Source organism: Dyella sp. (assembly GCF_051954575.1).
In the GTDB taxonomy this organism is placed as follows: Bacteria; Pseudomonadota; Gammaproteobacteria; order Xanthomonadales; family Rhodanobacteraceae; genus Dyella_B.
The window spans coordinates 7,015-27,864 of record NZ_JBQCHP010000110.1 but is presented as its reverse complement, the minus strand read 5'-3'; the positions used below and the strand labels follow the sequence as shown (position 1 = coordinate 27,864).

The 20,850-nt window shown below is 63.9% G+C and carries 1 protein-coding gene (only partly in view); it reads right to left on the bottom strand.

Annotated elements, in window-relative coordinates; translation table 11 throughout:
• On the bottom strand, positions 1–20,850 hold the 5' portion of the coding sequence (locus tag ACTHNE_RS14940) for a tandem-95 repeat protein (RefSeq protein WP_440269664.1). It extends 16,377 nt beyond the left edge of the window; the window shows 20,850 of its 37,227 coding nt (coding positions 1–20,850); its start codon is at positions 20,848–20,850; its stop codon lies off the left edge, out of view.

Genomic DNA, 20,850 nt, shown 5'->3' with positions numbered 1-20,850 from the left:
GCTGTGGCCGCCGTCCTTGGCGGAGTAGCGGTACACGGCGTTTCGCTCCGTGCCTGCGCTTACCAGCAATGAACCATCCGGCATTTGCACCATCGCCATGGCGCCGATGTCGCCTTCGCTGGTGCTGAAGCCATCGGCAAAGCTGCGCGTGCTGAACGGTGCGAGCACGCTGGTGAGATCGCCGGGGTTGTTGCTTGCCACGTTGCCGGGTAGCAACTGCGTGGCTTGCTGGAATAGCGGATTACTGTTGTACGTGCGGTCTTGCGGTGCTTGCGGCGTTTGTGCGGTTTGATCCAGCGAGGGCGTTACACCCAGGCCATCCAGCACGGCTTGCCGTGCGCCGTCATCCGGCAATACCGCATTGGTGACGTTGGCCGCTTCGCGATTGCCTGCGTTATCGGTGGCGACAGCAAGGAATTCGTACGTGTTGCCGGCAACACCGGTGAACACGGCCTCGTTGGTGCCGGGGTCAACCTGGCGCTGCCAGATCTGGAAGTCGCCGCCATTGGTGGCAACGTACACGGTCACGAAGCGAATGCCGCTGGCGTCGCTCTGTTCGTTCCACTTCACGTCGTATGTCGGCGCACCTTGCGTGTTGTTGCCCAGCGAAGTGACCGTCACGGTGGTGGTCGGCGCCTGGGCATCCAGCGTGGTGGTAACGGGCGTGCTGTCGATCGGCGGTGCGTCGTCGAAGAGGATGCGCGCTTGGGTGGTGATCTTCGCGCCCGTCGCAGCGCCAGCGGCGGCAGCCACGGTGAAGCTGACAAAACCGCCTTGCGCCACGCTCTGGCCGGCCACCGGAGCAAGCAGGGCGTTGGCGACGTTCTGCATCACTTCGCCGGTATCCGGATCGATCGCCTGGATCAGCCAGGTGGCGATATGCGACGCCACGTCGATACCGGCGCTTACGCGCAGGATGTAGCCCTTGCTGGCGGTGAAATCGAAATCGGCCTGGAAGTTCGCGCGATCGGCCGGCACGTGGATGTTGATGTCGCCGATCTTGAGATCGCCGAGACGCAGCGAACGCGGATCGAGGTTGGGATCCAACTGCGTGACGATGCGGATCTGGCCCACACCGGTGGCGCTGGGATTGCTGAAGGCGAAGCTGTAGGGCAGGGGCGTTGCCGCGGGCACGTATACGCTGCCGTCACTGGCCACGGCATTGCCTTGCGGGCCTTGCACGCTGATCGATGCCTGCGTGGCGCCTTTCTGCTGTGCCACCAGTTGCAGGTATTGCGCAAGGTTAAGGCTCTTGCCTGGCAGTGGATTGAACTGTTGGTCGAGCAAGCCTTGCGCGCGCAGGTATTCCAGCTCGGCCTGGCCGCCGACGAAGATGCGGAAGTTCTCGAACTGCAGCGTGACGCCGGCATGTTGGTCGTAGTCCGCCGAGTTGGCGAGCTTCGGCACGGGCACTTCCACGTAGTCGCCGTTCTGATCGGTGCGTATTTCGTAGTGGTCGATCGCATCCTTGGCGGCATTCGGATCACCGGCATAGGCGGCCGTGTTGCCGTACCACTGCTGCACTTTGCTGAAGAAGCCGGCGATGTCGGCTTGCGTGCGGTAGTTGTCGCCGCCCTTGGACAGCAGGATGCCGGCTGCGAGCGTGGCGTTGAGGCTCACCACCTGCGGGTTGGTGCTGATCGGCGGCGCCTGGTCGGCCGGTTGCAGCATGCCGGCTTGTTCCAGCGCGGCGAGATAACCGTTCACCCATTGAGAGGCGTCGGCGGCCAGTACTTGCAGCGAACTGGGCGCCGTGTTGTCGGCAAGGATCGCTGCGCGCAACTTCAACGCGTAAGCGGTCTGTTCGGCGACGAATTCATCGCGCGTCAACGCGGTGGCCGCGCCCACGATGTTGGTCTCGAACGATTCGGCCAGCACTTCCGCATCGGTGAGCCGGTGCGGGTCCGGGTCGATGAAGCGTGCGGCCAGGCCTTGTTCGATCTTGTCCAGATCCTGCACGCCGCCATCGAGCAAGCCTTGCGCTTTCCAATCCGGATGCGTGGCGTACAGCGCATCGCGTAATCCATTGAAGTCGCGATTGATCCAGGCAGTAAGGCCCGGATAGGTCTGCAACTGGAAGGTCATGCTCACCGTGCCCTTGTCGGCCACGTCGAAGGCATAACCCGGTGCAAGGTTGTAGCCGGAAGTGTTTTCCGTGCCGTCCAGCGACGCCCACGGGATATCCGTGCGCGCCTGCGTGCCCGGCGTCTGGCCGTAGCCCTGCGTATTGGCCGGTGCGCTGTCGATGTTGCCGAACGGCGAGCCGCCCACGTTGGAGGCGAACACCGCATACGGCAGGTTGAGTTCGCCCAGCAGTTCCTGGTTGTAGCCCATTTCCGCCGCGCCGATGTCGAAGCGCACGTACGGCGTGTCGACATTGGTCAGGCTTTGCAGCGAGACGCTATAGGTGCCTTCGGCACCCGGATCGAGCGTGCGCGGGCCGCCGATGCCGATGGTGACATCGTCTTCGATGCCACGCTGCACCAGGTAGCGATCCGCTTCGGTGACGCTTTGACCGTCCGGATTGGTAACGGTGGCGTCGTACAGGCCGAGCGGGAAATTGCGCGTGTCGAAGATGGCGCGGATATGCGTGGCATCCAACACCTGCCAGCGCGAGGGTTCCGCTTCGAACACACCAGGGCGCGAGAGCTTCACGATGGCGCCGGCCTGGAAGCTGGCGCCGTAGATATCCAGCGTCACCCAGCGATGCGCATCGTCGCTTACGCCGCCGGTGTCGGGAGTGACTTGCGTGATCGACAACGGCAGCAGATCGGCGCGCAAAGTGGTCGGCACATTGGTGCCGCTGCGCGAGCGCACCAGGATGTAGTAGTCGCCCGCCTGTGTGCTGGGGATCAGCACTTGCTGGTCGGCAGCCGAGGCATTGGTGTAGGCCGCGTCGTAGGCAAACGTGGTGGGCACGTCGCCGTAGCGGATGTACAGCTCGTTGTCGCCGCTGGCTTCCAGCGCATCGAGCATCACGCGCAGCGTCTGGCCGGCGGCAACGCTCACCTTGTACAGCTTCACGTCGCCGTTGGAGAGCGTGGTCTGCAATGGACTGGCAACCGCGAGCGGCGGCACCTGCGTCTGGATCACCGCCGCCGATGCGGTCAGCGTTCGCGGCGTGCCGGTTTCCTCATAGATGTCCGGGCGCACGATGATGCGCCAGCTGCCGTCCTTCAGCGGCGGCAGTTGCGCGGTGAGCGTGCCGGTGTAGCCCGCATTGGCGGCCACGTCGCCGTTGTGCACCACCTTGCCGAGCAGGATGTCGCCCACGTTCCAGGTGTTGTCCTGCGACAGGTAGATCGCATCGGTCCAGCTGCCCGTGGCCGGATTGGTGGAGTTGTTGGTGACGTTGTAGGTAACGGTGACTTGATCGCCCACGTTCGCCGTCGGCGGCACGGTGACGGCGCCCACGACCAGGTCGGCCGGCGGCGGCGCGTTGATCAGCATCGGCTGCGGCGCGGCGGTTTCGTTGTTCTTGTCGGTGCGGAATTCCAGCACGTGGCCATTCGGGCCGCTGCCGAACACGTTGGCCGGATCGGTCACCACGAACACGTAGTAGGGGCCGTCCAGGTCCTTCGGCGCGGTCACGGTGAACTGGCCGTCGTAGCCCGCACCCGCAGCAAGGCCGCCGGTGTGGCTGATGTAGCCCAGATAACGATCGTGCTGCAGATCGAGCGTGCGGTCGCGCGATATGTACACCATGTCGTACCACTGGCTTTGATCGTCGGGTGTAGCGCCGCCGTTGTTGTCGACGTGGTAGTTGACGGTGAAGCTCTGGCCCGCGGTGACGGCTTGCGGCGCGGTGACGGTGCTCACTTGCAGATATGGTGGCGTGACCTGCGTGACCGTGATCGGGATCGACTTCACGCGGTTGGCGCCGGTGCCTTCGTACACGGGTACTGCGCCAGGGCCGCTGCCGGTGACCACCGCCAGGCCTTGGCGGATCAGGCTGGGCGAGCCGCCGTTCCAATCCATCACCGTGGTGGTGTCGGTCTTCAGCACCACGTAGAACTTGCCGCCGATGGATTGCGGAATATGGAAGCTGGCGGTTTCGGTGTAAGACTGGCCGGGCTGCAGATAGGCCGGGTGGCCGTTGGCGTCGGTGATCGAGACCGGGAATACGCGCCCCGGATTGTTGTAGAGCGAACCTTCGATCAGCGGGTAGTCGCCCGATTCGATCGATCCGTCCGGCGAGAGGTAAATGCCGTCGTTCCAGCTTGTTGCACGCGTGGCGCGCGTGCCGGTATTGGTGACCGTCCAGGTGAGCGTGACCAGATCGCCGGAGTTCGGTGTGGCGTTGGAAATGCTGACGTTCTGGATCTGCAGATCGGGTTCGCGATAGGTGATGTTCAACGAGCCATTGCCAACGCGGCCGGTGACGTTGCCGCCTTCGTAGGCGTGGGCAGCGTAGTAGCTCAGTTCGTTGGTGTTGTCGCCACCGTTGAGATCGTCGCTGTGCGGCGTTGTCTTGGGCGTGGGATTGGGCAGGTTGTCGTAGGGATAGTAATCGCTATCGGCGATCACGTAGATGTAATACGTGCCGCTGGTGCCCGGCGGCAATTGCACGTTGGCGGTTGCCGTGTAGCTGGCGCCCGCCGCAAGGCCGTTGATGTTGTAGTGCGCGAACGCGCCCAGCGCCGTGGCGCGGCTGGGAATGAAAGTGGGATCGGTGCTGATGTACACCGAGTCCACCCAGCCGGTGCTGCCCGGCCATACCGCGTCGCCCTTGTTGGTGACGGTCCAGCTGATGGGGGTGAGTTCACCGGAGTAGTTCTGCGCCTGGCATTGCACGGCGGTGACCTGCAGGCTCGCCGGGTGCGCGGTGACGGTGTCGGCGGCCGCCTTGCTGCGCATGATCTGTGCTTCGGGCGCATGCGTCCACGCGTTGCTGTCGGTCTGCACGATCACGTAGAGGCCGTTGATGTCCGGCGCCAATTGAATCGTCTGGTTGACGGTGTAGCTCTGGCCGTTGTTGAGCGTATTGCTCTGATTGTAGTCGCCAAGCTTCCACACCTTTGTGGCCTTGGTGAGATCCGGATTGTCGGCAACGTAGACCGTATCGACCCAGTTGCCGGTGAAAGCATCGCCCTGGTTCTGCACGGTGTAGCTGAAGCTTAAGTTTCCGCCGGCATCGGTGCTCGTCGGCGCCGTGACCTGCGTTACCTGCAGGTTGGGCGGCGTAACGCCCAGCACGCTGATCGCGCGACCCAGGTAGTTGTCGTTGTTAGGTGTGTTGGCATCGTGGGTGATATTGCTGGCCAGCTCATTCTGCAGAATGGTGCCGTAGCTGTTGGTCCAGACGGTGATGAAGTACTGGCCGCTGAGCGTGTTGTCGGGAATGCTCACCTGCATGTTGCCCAGGTAGCTGTCGCCGACGTTGAGGTTGCCGGTGTGCGTGGTGGAGCCCAGCAATACGTCGCCCTTGTTGGCGCCGGGGCGGCTTGGGTCTTTCGCCAGCCATACCGTGTCGGTCCAGCTGTTCACGTCCGCCGTGAGCCCGCTCGTAGGCCCGCTGCCAAGATTGGTGACCTTGTAGGTGACGTTGATGCTGGCGCCATGCACGGCCTGATCGGGCGCTACGACGTTGCTGGTGACCAAATCCGCGAATGGCACCCCATCCACGTGGAAACGCGCGGCATTGGTGTTGTTGTTCTGATTGGGATAGGTATCGACGGTGTGGTTGCCGTTGGCGACGACGATCAGGTAGTAATCGCCACTGAAGGTGATCGGCACTTTGATGGTGCCGGTGACGTTGCTATAGCTCTCGGTACTGCCCAGCGCGCTGGCGTTGTCGAAGGTGCCGACCAGTTGCGCGGTGGCATCGAGCTGGCCGCTCTGCGACAGGTACACCTTGTCCTGCCAATGCCCCGTCGCCGGCACGCTGCCGGTGTTCTGGATGGTGTATTGAATGCCGACGCTGGTGCCTGCTGTCACGTGATCGGGCAGAGTGACGTTGCTGACGATCAGGTCCGGGCGCGGCTGCAGCGAGACAGTCATGCTGGTGCTGCTGGTCAGCGTGGCCTCGCTGCGCACGGCGGGGTCTTCATAGACCGCACTGTCCGCATTGGCGATCACTTCGATGCGATAGGCACCTTGGATGTGCAAGGGCAGACGTACCTGCTTGTCGTGCGAATACGTGATGCCTGGCGCCAGCGTCTGGTCGTAGCTGAAGCTGCCCAGGTCGACGGCCGGGCCGCTGCCGTCCACCGGCACCAGCTTCAGGTCATCGTTCCAGGGGCCGGTGGCCGTCGCCTGGCCTTGGTTCTTCACCGTCCACGACACGTCGATCAACGAGCCTTCCGTTGCTTGCGCAGGGATGGTGATCGACTGCACCGCCAGGTCGGGCGAGGGCGACAGCGTGACCGGCACGGCGGCGCTGTGGCCAACGTTATCGTTGCCGTAGATGAATTCATACGGCATGCCAAACGTGGCCGCGCGCACGTTGACGTAATACGTGCCCTGCAAACCATTGGGCACGGTCACCGTGATGCTGCGCGAATAGCTGCTGCCCGCCGACAACTGGCCAAGATGATCGGCATAGCCGAACTGCGCGACCACGTTGTTGCCGGCCGGATCGCTGCTCAACCACACCTGATCGGACCATTGCGTGCTGTCGGTAATGCCGATGCCGTTGTTGATCACCGACCAGCTCACCGTCAGCGGCTGGCCGCTGCTGGCGCTGCTTTGCGTTGTCACCGACTGCACTTGCAGATCGGCATACGGCCTGGGCATCACGTCTACGGTATGCGACGCCTGCGCGGTGTTCACGGCGGTCAGGCCGTTCTGGAACACCTGGCTATAGGCATCGCTGATCACGAACAGCTTGTAGCGTCCGCTCATGCCCGGCGGCAGCATCACGTGCAGTTGGCCGTTGTAGCTGGCGCCCTGCGCCAGCACGCCATCGTGCGCGACTTCACCCAGCACGAGATCGTCGTTGTTGCCGGGGGCATCGTGCGTGGTGAGCACCACGCGGTCGACCCAGTGCGTGCTGTTGCCGGCGCCGGTGCCGGTGTTGGTTACCGTCCAGCTCACATCCATCGACGCCGGGTCGGCAATCAATTGCGTCGGCGCGGTAACGGCGCTCACGGCCAGGTCGGCATAAGGCGCGAGCGTTACGTTGGTGCGTTCCTGTGCGCTGTTCTGGTCGTAAGCGTGTTCGTTGAGTACGTGATTGGCGTCGGCCACTACCAGCACGTCGTATTCGCCATTGGCGTTGAGCGGCAGCTGATAGTCGTAGGAAGCGGTGTAGCTCGCACTGGAAGCCAGCGGACCGGTTTGCGCCACGTCGGCCAGCTTGATGGTCTGGCCGTTGTGCACCAGGTACACGCTATCCACCCAATTGCCGGTGGCGTTGGCGCCGTTGTTGGTGACGGTCCATTGCACATGCAAATTGCTGCCGGATTGCAGCGTGGCCGGACCGGTCACGTTGCTCACCGCCAGATACGGCTTCGCTACGCTCACCGCGTTGCCGGTGCCCACGTCGTGATCGGTACCGCCGCGTTCGTAGATGCTGCCATCGGCATTCGCGCGCACCACCCAGGTGTAACTGCCTTCGGCGACACCCGGCGGCAGGGTGAAACTGATGCTGCGGTTGATGCTGGCGTTGGCGGCGATGCCGTCGGTGTAAAGCTGGTTGGCGACTTCGATCAGCTGGCCATTGCTCGCCTGCAGATACACACGGTCACGCCACGCGCCGGTGGTGGCGGCGTTGCCGGTGTTGTTGGCGGTGTAGGTCAGGGTGATCGCGTCGCCCGGCCGCACCGCGGCCGGGCCTGAAACACTGGTGACAGTAAGGTTCGGCACCGGCGCCAGCGCGATGTGCATCAGGCTGCTGGCCAACAGGTTGTCCGTGGTATGGCCGTTCTCGACCACCGCGCCGTCGCTGTTGCTGTACACCAGGATGTAGTAATCGCCGGTGAGATCGCGCGGCAAGGTCAGCGTGGCATTGCCGGTATAAGTGCCGCCGTTGGCGAGCACGCCGGTATGCGTGATGGCGCCGGCCAGCACGATGTCGTCGGGCGAGGGCGTGCTGCTCCTGGCCAGCACGATGCGGTCGTTCCACAGCGGCGAGCTGGTGGGCGCATTGCCGGTGTTCTTCACCGTCCAGCTCACGTTGATGCTGTCGCCGCTGTTCACGCTGGCGGGCGCATTGACCGTGGTGATGCTGAGATCGGAATACGCCGCGGCCACGGCGATGGGACTGGAGGCGCTGGTGCTGTCGGCGCGCGTATCCGGCTCCAGCACTTCGTGGTTGGCATCGCTCACCACGTAGATGTGATACGTGCCGTCGTTGAGCATCGGCAGGTTCACGGCGGCCGTCTGCGTATAGGCCTGGCCGACGGCGAGCGCGCCGTTGTGGCGCACGGTGCCGATCACGACGTCGTTGCTGCCCGGCGTGGCGCCAGTGCCCAGCATGATCACGTCGCTCCACGCATCGCTGGTGGAGGCCTGGCCGTTGTTGGTCACCGTCCAGGTGATCGTTGCCGGCTGCCCGCCGATGCCTTGCGCGGGCACGCCGACGTTGCTGATCTTGAGGTCCGCATACGGCGTGGTGGCCGACACCACGTTGGTGTTGGCGGTGCCGTTCTGCACGCTGGTTTCAAACAACTGCTGCACGCCGGCCGCATTGCTGTCGGCGGTGACGGTGATGCCGAGATTGCCGGCGCCGGCCAGGCCATCCGGCAAGCGGAAGGTGAAACTGCGCAGGCGATGGTCGCCGGCCACGATCGAACCATTGGGCTGGCCGTTGGTGATCGCCGTGGGGTCGTACACCAGGCTGGTGTTGAGCAGTACCAGTCCCGAGTCGGCACGCGTCACCTGGATGCGGTCGTTGAACGCGGCGCCGGTGGCGCTGCCGCCCATGTTCCAGTCTTCCCAGGTAATGGTAACCAGGCCACCCGCCTGGATCGTTGTGCTGGTGACTTGCAGGTTCTTCACCTGCAGCGCTGGACCTACCGCCTGATCGATTTCGGCTGTGTTGTCGGCTTTTACGGCATTCGCTTCTGCAATTTCATTGGAACTATCAGCGATCAGCTTGATCGCGAAATTGCCCGAGGCGTCCACGCCATCCGGCCAGGTGAACGTGCTTGTGCGCGAGCGGCTGCCGCCTGCGACGAGCGTGCCTTGCGTATCGCGCAAGGTGACGGTGGCCACCACCTTGCCGGTGCTGAGGTTGGTCACCTGCAGCAGTTCGCTCCACGGCTGCGTGACGTCGGCGGTGCCGTTGTTGAGCGTGGTCCACGTAGCGGTGACCGTCTGCCCTGGCTGGAAATTGCTGGCCGGCTGCAGCGTGAAATTCTGCACCTGCAAGTCAGGGTAGGGCGCGAGCGCCACGTTGATCTGTGTGCTGGCGGCCGTGCTGCTGGTTTCCTTGAAGATGCCGTCCGAATCGGCAATCACCGTCACGCTGAGCGTACCGGCGGAAAGGCTGCCATCGGGCAGGCGAATCTGTTGTTGCCGGTTGCGCGCATCGTTGACGTTCAACACACCGTTGCCGTTGGCGCTGGCGTCATACGGCACGGTGACATCGGCGACGATCGCACCGGTGGTGGTGTTGCGCACGATGATGCGGTCGTTCCAGTTGCCGCTGGTCGGCAGCGTGCCCTGGTTGGTATCCACCCATTGCACGGTGATGGTCTGGCCGGTTTGCAAGCCGCTGCTGGGAGCAACCGTCACCGCGCTTGCGGCAAGCGCCGGGGCTGGTGTGGCAACCAGCGAGTTGAGCACGACCGTCGGCGGATCCTGCTCCTGGATCACGTTGAAGGCAAGGTTGGGAATGACGTTGGTGTTGGGGTAGTCGATCACCAGCGTGTAGCGCCCGCCGTCTGCCAGCGTGCCAAGGTTGATCGGATATCCCCGGCCGACATAGTAGGTGGGCGAGCCCTGATAGACCTCATACCCCATGGTAGTCGTGCTGAACACCATGCGGCCTTGCGGATCGAACAGTGTCCAATTGGGCGACTGATCGTAATTGTTTGTGCCGGTGCTGCTGCCTGCCAGCACGTCGAGAAAATAACGACTGCCCGCTTGCGCATCGAAACTGTAGAGCTGCACGCCGTGCGGATCGTTGACGTTGGTGGTGACCGGCGTGCCCACCGTCACCGGCGTGGCGGTGCTCTGGTCGAGCATGCTGAAGCTGTAGGGCTGCGCGTCGGCGCTGTTGTTGATCATCGACAGCACGTAGTCGCCGGCCGGAAGATCGGCGGTGGTGTAGCCGTTGGCAGACATCACAACCTGCCCGTTGGCATTCACCAGTGACCAGTAATTGCCATTGACGGTGCTCAGGTTGTGGAAGGCCACGACCTTGGCCTGGTCCAGGTGCAGGATGTAGTGCGTCGCGACCCGGTGCGCCGGCAGAGTGCCACTGACCACCGTGTTGAGCGGCAGCGGCGTCGCGCTGGTATCGACGTAGAAACTGTAGCTGTCGTTGCGATAGATGCTTTCGAGCAATACGTAGTAGTTGCCCGCTTCCAGCGGCAGGTAGCCGGTGGTGTCGTTTGTCGACTTGAATGCCAGCGTTTTGCCGGATGCCGATACCAGTCGCAAACGAGTGTAGTAACTGCCGCCCGCCAAGCCCAGGGAGAAGTTGCCAGGCTGCGACACGATCAACCGGTACGCAACCACGCCGGGGCTGCTTACCGTGCCGGTAGTCAAGCTGTCCGTCGACAGCAGCGGCGCGCTGGTGATGTCGCTGACGACCAGGTTGACGTTGCGCGTGGAGCCGTTTCCATAGGCGTCGCTGAACTTGACCGTATACGTACCGGCAGCTGGCAGCATGATCGCGTGGTTGTTGGCGCTGTTGCCGTCGTCGTCCGACTTGGGGGTGCCCGAGTAGATCAGGGCGCCCTGCACATCGTAGACGTCCACGCGCAGGTTGGCGTAGTAGTCGCCGGTGCTCACCCACAACGTGGAGCCTTGTTGCACGGTAACGCTGTAGGCGGCGCTGCCGTTCTGCAAGGTGACGACGATGGGTTGACCCAGGGTGAGCGAAGGCAGCTGGTTGCTGACGGTAGCGGTGAAGGCGTAGGCCTGGGTAGTGCCGCTGCCGTCGCCCTGCGTGTCACGCACCAGATAATAGGTGCCGGTGCGCGGCAGGTTGTTGATCGCGCCTGCGCCCTGCACCTGCTGCACCAGATGGCCGAATTCATCGTACAGCGACCAACCGAAACTGCTGTCGTTGCTGGCCAGCGTGACGGTATCGCCGGCACTGGCGGTGAAGCTGTAGACGTCTGCGTTGCCAAGCGTGTCGCTGCCGCTCACCGCCACGCCGGAAGTCAGCGGCGTGGCGCTGGCCAGGTCGAGCAGGCGCAGGTTGGCCTGGTAGTAGTAGATGCCCTGCGTATTGAATTGATAATCGCCCGCTGGCAGCGACACCACGCTGCCCTGCTGCGAGTTGGCGAAGCCGCTGGCAACCTGCTGCCCGTGGCTGGTGATCGTCCAGTGCATGTTGTTGTATTGCAGCTGGCTGATATCGATCAGCACGTGCGTCGCCGCCGGAAGATTGAAATTGAAGCTGCTGACGTTGGTCAGCGCCACCGAGGTGCCCATCGCCGTCGTCGCGTTGTCGAGCGCAAACTGCACGGCGACCGGCGTGGTGGCGGAAGCGCTGTCGGCCTGCCAGGCCCAAACATATCGCCCGCTGGTGGACAGGGTGATATCGGTGTTGCCGCTGAACACGCCGTTGGCGAACGTGCCGCTGCCGGCGACCGTGCCGCCGGGTGCGTACAGCGTCCAGGCACCGTTGAACGTGCCCATCGCCGCGGGTGCGAAATGCAGCTTCTGGCCATTGCTGCCATCGAAGCTGTACAGCTTGACGTCACCGGGCACGAGGCTCTCGCTGATCGGCGTGTCGAGGCTGAGGGGCGCAACGCTTGCGACATCGTCGAAACGGAACGACAGCGAGCCGCTGGCGTTGCTCGCGGGGCGAACCGCGAACAGGTAAGTGCCGGCTTGCAGCTCGATGATTTGCGAGCCCGTACCGTTGGCGCTCACCGTACTGCTGAATTGGCTGTTGGCGCTGCTCAGCAGCCAGCTGAAGCCGACATCCTGGGTGGATGCATCGAGTATCAGCTGCGTGGGGGTTTTCAGGTCCAGGCTGTAGAGCGTGGTGGTGGCGGTGCTGCCGGCGTTGACCGCCACAGCTGTGCCCAGCGCGAGCGGCGTGACCTGTTGGGGCGGAGTGCTGTTGAGGCTGAATCCATAACCGCTGGTAGTGCCGGACGGGTCGATATTCCACAGCAGGTAATAAGTGCCGTCGGCGGGCAATGGCGACAGCGCCACGCTATCGGCCGAGCCACCCGATGCCACGTAGTTGCCACTGGCATCGACCAACGTCCACGATGCGTTGTCGTCTTCGCCATCGACGGGTGCGTAGTAAAGCTGCTGCCCCTGCTTGCCGCTGACGCGGTAAGCCGCGTAGCCATTTGCATCGAACTGCACGCTGGTGACCGTATCCGGCGTAACGACGGGCGCGGCATTGTCGACCGGCTCCAGCAACAAGTTGTAGCTGGACGGCGACATGTTGCTGCTGATGCGGATGGTGTAGCTGCCCGGCGGCAGGTAAAGCGGCCCGCCGTAACTCACGTCGGTCGGTTGCGGCATGCCGGGGCCGGTGATGCTGTAGCTGGTGGAGCCGCCTGCCGGCCCCAAGATATCGACCAGCTGGCCGCTGCTCACCTGCAGCGTATAGACGTCCGTTCCGCCATACGCCAGCGTGCCGGTGATGGCCTTGCCAGGGGACAGCGCCTGCGCCGTGGTGACGTGCAGATGGTTGCCGTTCTGCTGGTTGAAGGCGATGTACCAGGTGCCGCTCGTATCCGCATGCAGGTCCACCGCACCGTTGCCACCGGCAGCGCCCGAATACGCAAGCGAGAGATCCTGACGATAGACCGTATAGGGCAGCCAATTCGGGCTGCTGAAGTAGTAGTCCTGCCCGGCCGTTACGGTGATGGCCTGCAGCCCCGTTTGATCGGACAGGTCCGCCGGCAACGATGTGGCGGGCGTGGCTTGAGCCTGCGTGCCTACGGTTAGTGAGACATCGGCCGATTCGCCGCCGGAGAAATTGTTGAGCAGCAGGGTGTAGCTGCCAGCCTCAAGCACCGCGGGTTCCACCGTGTAGCCGTCCCAACCGCTGTCCAGCTGGCCATTGGGACCGAACAGTTGCCATAGCACCTCGCCTTGCAGCGAGGAGCTAAGCGCCAGCGAAACCAGCGAGGCGCTGTCCAGCGTAAACGTGTAGCTGGCGGTGCCCTCCGGCCCCAGGGTGGTCGAGCTGGCCTGGCTCAGCGTCAGTGGCGTGCTCGTTACCGGCGGAATGTCGGTATGGCTCTGCAAGGTGGTGCTGAAGTTGGCGGTGAGCGCCTCGCTGGCCTGGTAGACGACCAGCGCGTAATGGCCGGCCTGGGTGATCTCGAACGACGTCTGGAAGCCACCGTTGGTGGCGTAGCCGGAGGTCGCCACGGAACCATCCGGGCCGATCACTTCCCAGCTCGCATTGAGCGTGCCGATGGCGGTGCTGCTGAATGTCGCGGCCAGGTTGAGCGTATCGCCCACGTTGGCGCTAAGGTGCATCGTCTGCACGTCGCGGGATGTCGCCAGCGATACTGTGGCGGGCGTTCCAACCGCCAGCGGTGCGCCTGCATCCATGTCGAACAAGCGAAAGTGCGTGACGACGGCATCGCTATTGCTGCCGCTGCTGCTGCTGTTTGAGGCGACCATGGCGGTGGCGGTGGCCGCAAAACTGTTGCCCGAGCCGCCGCGGCTGTAATTGCCGAACTCCAGCGTGTAGCTTCCGGCGGCCAGCCCGATGGGATAGATATTGCCCAAATAGCTGGAGTACACCACGGCGCCGCGCACATCGACAATGCGGTAGGGCGTGTAGGGCGTGCTGTCGTCCGGCGCCGCCATCAACAAGCGCGTGGGCGCGTTGAGCGTGAAGGTGTAGTTGGCCAGCGAGGCGAAAGCGGGATCCAACGTCAGCGTCTGGCTGGTGCCCAGCGCAAGCGCGCTGGTGGGAATGCTGATGCTGTCGAGCGTGGTGGTGTAGGGCAGGGCGTCACTGCCGGCGTCGGCACGATATACCAGCAAGTGATAGCTGCCGCTGGGGAATACCTGCGTAACCGTGCTGTCCTGCCCACTGCTGGCGACGGCGCCGTTGTCGTCTTCATAGAGCTTCCATGCGATGCCGCTACCGCTTTGTGCGGCGGCGCCTACATTCAATGGCGTCGCACCGTCGCTGCTTACGCTGTAGATGGCCACGTCCTGGCCGGCGGCCAGGGAGGCGGTACTCGACGTGCCCGAGGGCACGGCTGGTGCGTTGGCGTAGTCGAGCAGGGTGAAGCGATAGTTCAGGTCGTTGGCGTCGCCCTGGATGACGAAATCGTAATTGCCCGGCGCAAGGGTATAGATGTGGCCATCCTGCGTGTATTGATCGCCTTGCGTCGGCTGCAACACATAGACGTTGGCGTTGCCGGCGGCATTTGCCCCGTACAGCATCACCTGGCCGCCTTGCGGCAGGCTGAGGCGGAAGCCGGTTTGCGGATAGCTGCTGCTCAGCGTGCCGCTGAGCGTTTGTCCCAGCGCGCAGGCGACAGGCGCCACCGGCGTGGCGGAAACGGCATAAGTGACGCTGCTGCCTGTGGCGGATGCCCCAAGCAGGCGCAGCGTGTAGCTGCCGGCGATCAGCGGCAGCGTATCCGTGTCGATGGCGCCTTGACCTGAGGTGGCGATGTTGCCCATGCCATCGAGCAGTTCCCAGTTCAGCGAAGCTGGCGTGCTGGCGCCGAAACTCAAGTGCAGCGCGTCGTCCTGCGCGAGCGAGATGCTATAGGCCACGGCATCCTGGCCGGCAAGGCTGCCGGTGGTGGCGGTGCCGGACAGCATGGGCGCCGCATCGAGGTCCAGCAATTGCAGCGCATAGTTCAACGCGTTGCCGTTGCCGTCGATCCAGAGTTCGTACTCGCCGGCCGCAAGTCGCTGGGGACGCGGATCGGAACTGCCTGCGGTGCTCCACTGCGGAGCATCGCCTGGCGCGGTGATGGCCCAGCGCACGCCTGCATCGGACCCGTCATTGTGCAACTGGATCAGGGTGGCGACCGGCAGGTCGAAACGATAGACGGTGAACGGCGCGGCAGTGGTCAGGCTGCCGCTGACCGGCGCGGCGAACGGCGCCACCGGCAAGGCTTGCGGCTGCACGCTCACGGTGACGTTCGTGCTGGCGGCGGCGGAGTTGCGGCTTACGACGAGCACATAGCTGCCGCGATTGATGAGCGGAGTGGTGTCGCCGGCTTTTCCAGTGGCCAGCTGATTGCCCAAGGTATCGAACAGAGCCCAGCTGTCGGCGCCATCCAACGCCACCGAGAGTGCTGCAGGGTTGTCGGTGCTGTAACGGTATACAGCGGCCTGCTGGCCGGCGGCGAACGTCGTTGCGACCGGGGTGTTACCGATGGATGGCGCCTGTACGCTGTCGATCGTCTGCAGATTGTAGCTGGCGTTGTCAGCGGTGGCGGCGATGGTGAGGTCGTAGTCGCCGGCAGCAGGTAAAAGGTTCTGGTAGTAGGCAGAATTCTGGTCTTGCCACGGCGCGGCGCTGGCGCCGATCGCGGTGAGCCGCCAGTGAATGCCGCTGGAACCCAGGTCGCGCAGCAATTGCGCGAACGGCAGTTGCTGGTCGTAGCCGACGGCAATGCGATAGGTTTTGCTATCGCCGATCGAAGCCAGGCTGCCACTGAAGGATGCGCCCAGATTCAATGCGCTTGAGCCGGACGAGGAGCCCGACGCCGCGCTTTGCGTAGCGGTAAGCGTGTAGGTGTTGGCGCTGCCGCCGTCGATCACGACATAGCGCGTGATGCCGTTGGCGACGCCATCGGCGATGCTGGTGAGCGCCAGCGCATTCGCACCGGACGCAATGAGATTGCATGCACCGTCATAGACGTAGATCTGCGCGCCGGCATTGGCAGCCGCGTCGACCTGCAAGGAGAGCGCGGCTTGATCGATCGTGCTCGTTACGCTGTAGACCAGCGCGTGGCCATCGACGAGGCTGCCTTGCGTAGCCTGGCCAAGCGGCAGCGCGGTGGCGCCGGACAGGTCGACCAGGCGCAGGCCATACGCGCCCAGCGCATCGCTGCTGGCGGCTTGCACTTGCAGCGTGTAGACATCTGGCGTGAGCACCAGCGGCGAGATCGCGCCCAACTGGCCGGAAGCCACCACGGTGCCGTTGCTGGCGCGGATCGTCCAGGCCTGATTGAGGCCGGTGAGGCCGTCGACGAACAGCTTGGTGGGCGTATTCAGCGTGAAGCGATACGTGTCGGGCACACCGGCCGTGCTGGTGCTGCCCTGGATATCGCTGCCCAGCGCGAGCGTGCCTTGTTGCGGGGTGATGAGCTTGGCGCTGTAGCTGATGTCGGTTTCGGCGGTGTTGGCGATGTCGCCGGCCACGATCAACTGGTACGCGCCATCGTGCGGCAGTGCGAGCGTGAAGCTGTCGGTACCGGTGAGCGTGGTGGTGGCGAGGACCTTGTTGCCGTTGGCGTCGACCAGCGTGACGCTGGCATTGCCGCCCGCCAGGCTGCTCACTTGCAGGCTGACGTAATCGCCGGCATGCGCGTTGATGGTGTAGGCCGTGCTGCTGTTGCCGGGCGCCAGCGCGATCGATTGCGACGTGCCGATCACCAAGGCGGGTGCCGCCGCCAGATCGAGCAGGTTGAAGGCGAAGTCGCCGAGCGCATGGCCGACCGGGACGATCAACAGCTGATAATTGCCGATGGCGTTGAGCGCGATCGGATCGCCCGCGCTGCTGCCTTGCGTGCCGGACAAGGCCGTTGGATTGACGACGGTGCCGTCCGGGCCGATCAAGGTCCAGCTGATGTCGCTGCGATTGCTCAAGCTGTCGAACAGCACGCGCGTGGGCGCGGCCAGGCTGAAATCGTATTCCTGGCGCTGAGCGATGTTGGCGATGGTGCCGCTTACGGCCGTGCCCAAGGTCAACGGCTGCGCGACGGTAACCACCTGGCGCAGCGCGAAGTCGATAGCCATGTTGGCTGTGTTGGGCGACTCCCAGGTCAGCACATACTGCCCGGCGCTCAGTTTGAAGGGCGTGCTGTTGTTGCCGGAGATCCAGTTGCTGGCGACCACGCTCCCTTGCGCATTGCGGATGATCCACGCCGCGTTGCTGCCGTTGTAGGGCGGCACGTCCATGCTGTAGCTGCCGTCGGCTGGCACGTTGAGCACGAAACCTTGCGCCTGGCCGTTGCTGGTAAAGGCGGTATGCGTGGTTTGATCGACCGCAAGCACCGGCATGGTCGACGTGTCGGCAAGGGTGAAATCAAAATTGCCGGTGGAAAGATCGCTATAGGCCACCGTGAGCACATAGGTGCCGGTGGGCAGCGACATCAGGTTGGGGCCATTGTTGAAACCCTGCAGCGGAGCTTCCGTGCCGCGCGGGCCGGTGAGGGTCCACTGCAGGTTGGAGCCGTTCTGCGAGGGGTTCATCAGCACCGTGGTTGGCGCATTGAGCGTGAAGCTGTACTGCACGCTCTGGCCCGGTTGCGCGATGCTGCCGGCGTTGTCGGCGCCCAGCGTCAGCGCAGAAGTGGTGGTGGTGCGGTGGCCGAAGGTGAAGCCCACCGTCATGGCGGTGGTGATGGAATAGTTCTGCGCAAACACCAGCGTGTATTCGCCGGTGGCGGTGATGGCGATGTCCGGTTTGTCGTAGCCGGTGTAGCCACTGTTGACGGCGACGCCGTCGCTGCGCAGCAGCGTCCAGTACACGCCATAGCCGCCCTGGCTGGCATGGTAGTAGTAGTGATCGCCGGCATTGGCGGTGAAGCGGTACATGCTCACCTGATCGGGCGCCACCGTGGCCTGCACGGGCGTATCCAACGACAGCGCCTGCGCGGAATCGCGATTGCGCAGGCGGAACGAGAAGCTGGTGGGCGTATCCGTGGTATTGCGCAGCACCAGGGTGTACTGCCCAGCTGGCAGGCCTTGCCACTGGCTGGTGTTCATACCGTTCCAGCCGTAGGTGGCGCCACTGCTGGAGCGGATCAGCCATTGCAAGTTGCCGGGGCGCTGGCCGTTGGCGTTGAGCAGGGCATCCAGGTCGAGCGTCTGCGGCTGATCCAGCGTGAAGGTGTATTGGGCCAGGCTTTGGCGCCCGGCCAGGTTGCCGCTGAGCGTGTCGTTGAAGCTCAGTGGCGCGGTGGTGACCACCTGCTGGCTTATCGTGAAGTTGTCGGTGCGCGATGAAGTGCCGTCGTTCTTGTAGCCGACGTCCAGAAGGGTGTAGATGCCATCGGCGGGAATACCGTAAATCTTGCCGAGGTTGTCGCCCTGTTGCGAAGGCAGCACGTGGCCGTAGGCGTCGACCAGTTCCCAGCTGTTGTTGTAGTTGGCGCTGCCGTTGAGCACCAGCTCGGTGCCGGCGCTGGCCTGTATGCGGCAGCCCGCGGTGGCGCTGGCCGGCGTGCGGGTCAGCGTGGCGAGCTGGCCCAGTTGCGCCATCGGCAGGGTGGAGGTGTCCGTTACCGTGAATGCATACGCGCCGTTGCCGCTGTAGTTCCAGGAATACTGGCTGCCTTGCAACGTCAGCGCGTAATCGCCCGCAGGCAGGTCGAGCACGGAAGCCGTATTCCAGACGGTGCTCTGGTTGAATTCGATGCCGCGCGGACCGGTGAGTGTCCACACCGCGTTGCTGCCGTACGGCGTGGTGGTGTCGAACAGCAATTGCGCCGCATTGGCGAGCGTGAAACGGTAGGTCTTGGTGGCGTTCCATGTCGCCAGGCTGCCCGCAGTGGCGCTGCCCAGGGTCAAGGCATCGCCCGACGGCAGCGGCGTCGGCGCCACGTTGCCGGTGGTGTCCAGCTCTACCTGGTAGTTGACCGGCGCGGTGTTGCCCGTCGCGCCTTCGATCAGCAAGGTGTAATTGCCGCCCAGCGCAAGGCTGATGGCGTTGCTGTCGGTGGACAGGTCGTTGGCACCGGCCACGTCGTGACCGTAGGCGTCGACGATGCGCCAGGTGGCGCTGCCGCCGCTGACACTGATGCTATGCAGCTTCACGTTGTCGCCGGCTTGCGTGGTGAAGCGATACGCCGCGGCGGCATTGCCTGGATTGAGTGTGCCGCTTACCGGCGTACCCTGAGTCAGCGCGGCCGCGGTGGCCAGGTCGTTCAAGACGAAGGCGTAGGCGCCGGTGGCGTTGCCAGAACCTTTCACGGTGAGCGTGTAGTCGCCGGCCGGCGCCGTGATCACGCTGTAGGCATAGCTGCCATCGCTGCGGCCCAGCCAGCGCGGCGGCACCAGTTGTCCGTTCGGGCCGGTGAGCGACCATTCGATATCGGTGCGCGTGCTTTGCGTATCGAACGCCAGTTGCGTCGCCGCGGCGAGATGAAAGCTGTAGATGGTTGACTGGCCGGGCAGGGCGACGCTGCCGGAGGTGCTTGCGCCCAGCGTCAATGCCACTGCCAGATCCGGCACGCTGTCGAGCTGGAAACCATAATTGACCGTGGCTGTCGCGGCGTTGCCGGAACTGCCCTGCATCACCAGCCAGTAATCGCCGCTCACGGTCGCCGTGAAGGGATCGCCGTTATTGCCCAGCGTGCCGTTGTTGACCTGTACGCCATAGGGATCGAGCAAACGCCAGTTGACGCTGCCGCCCGTGGGCGATTGCCCGTTGAGATAAAGCTTCTGCCCCTGGCTCAACGACACCTTGTAGAGGCGCGAGCCAAACGGATTGTCGAGACTGTCGGTGATTGGCGTGTTGGTGCTGAGCGTCTGCGTCGACGCGTCGGTCAGCAGGCGGAAGGCATAGTTGCCGGTACTGCTGCCATCGTAGTTGATCGACAAGGTATAGCTGCCAGCGCCGAGCTGCAGCGCGCTCGGCTGCTGCTGCTCCTGGTACGAGTGCCGGTTCTGCACGATCTGGCCGTTGGGCCCGAGCAACGACCAGTTGAAGCCGTCGCTGCTCAAGCGATCGAAGATCACCGAGGTGCTGGCATTGAGCGTGAAACTGTAATTGGCGGTCTGGCCCGATTGGGCGATGGCGCCGGTGGTGGATTGATCCAGCGTCAAGGCGTTCTGCGTGTCGTTGACGGGATTGAGCGTGAACGAGTAGTTCACCGGCAGGGTATTGCCTTGGTTGCCCTCTACCAGCAACAGGTACTCGCCGCTGCGTTGCACTGCGAACGGGCCGCTGCTGGAGTGCAGGTCGCTGGTATTGCCTTCCTGGCGGCCGTAGGGATCGATCAGGCGCCAGTTGACGTAGGCATAGTTGCCATCGGTACCGTTTGCGCTGCCGGCGTTGAAAAAGAATTTCTGCCCGGCCGTGGCATCGAAGCGGTACACGCTGATTTCATTGCCTTGCGCCAGCGTATCGTTGACCTGGGTGCCGGGGGTGAGGTTGGCCGCGGCGCTGGCGTCGACAATGCGCATGGCATACGCACCGGTGGCGTCGCCGGATGCGTTGATCGTCATGGTGTAGGTGCCGGCGGCCAGGTCGACGAACGGCTGGGTGTCGTCGGCGAAGTTATGGCGAGCCACCTGCCCGTTGGGGCCGGTGAGCGACCAGCTGATGTCGTTGCGATTGGTGAGGCTGTCGAAGACGACGCGCTTGTCGTCCTGCACGGTGAACTGGTAGTGATTCTGCTGGCCGGGCTGATCCAGCGAGCCGCTGATCGATAGCGCCGCCGGGTTCACGTCGCCGGACAAGAGAACCCTTGGCTCGAGCGCTTCGAAGCGAATGGATGGCCGGTTGTCCGCATTGTCGGGGTGGGTCTGCACTTCCGCGTTCTGACGCTGCTCGGAAAGACTGTCAGCCATGGCCTTGCCGTTGGCGTTGCCGTGCGACTGCTCCAT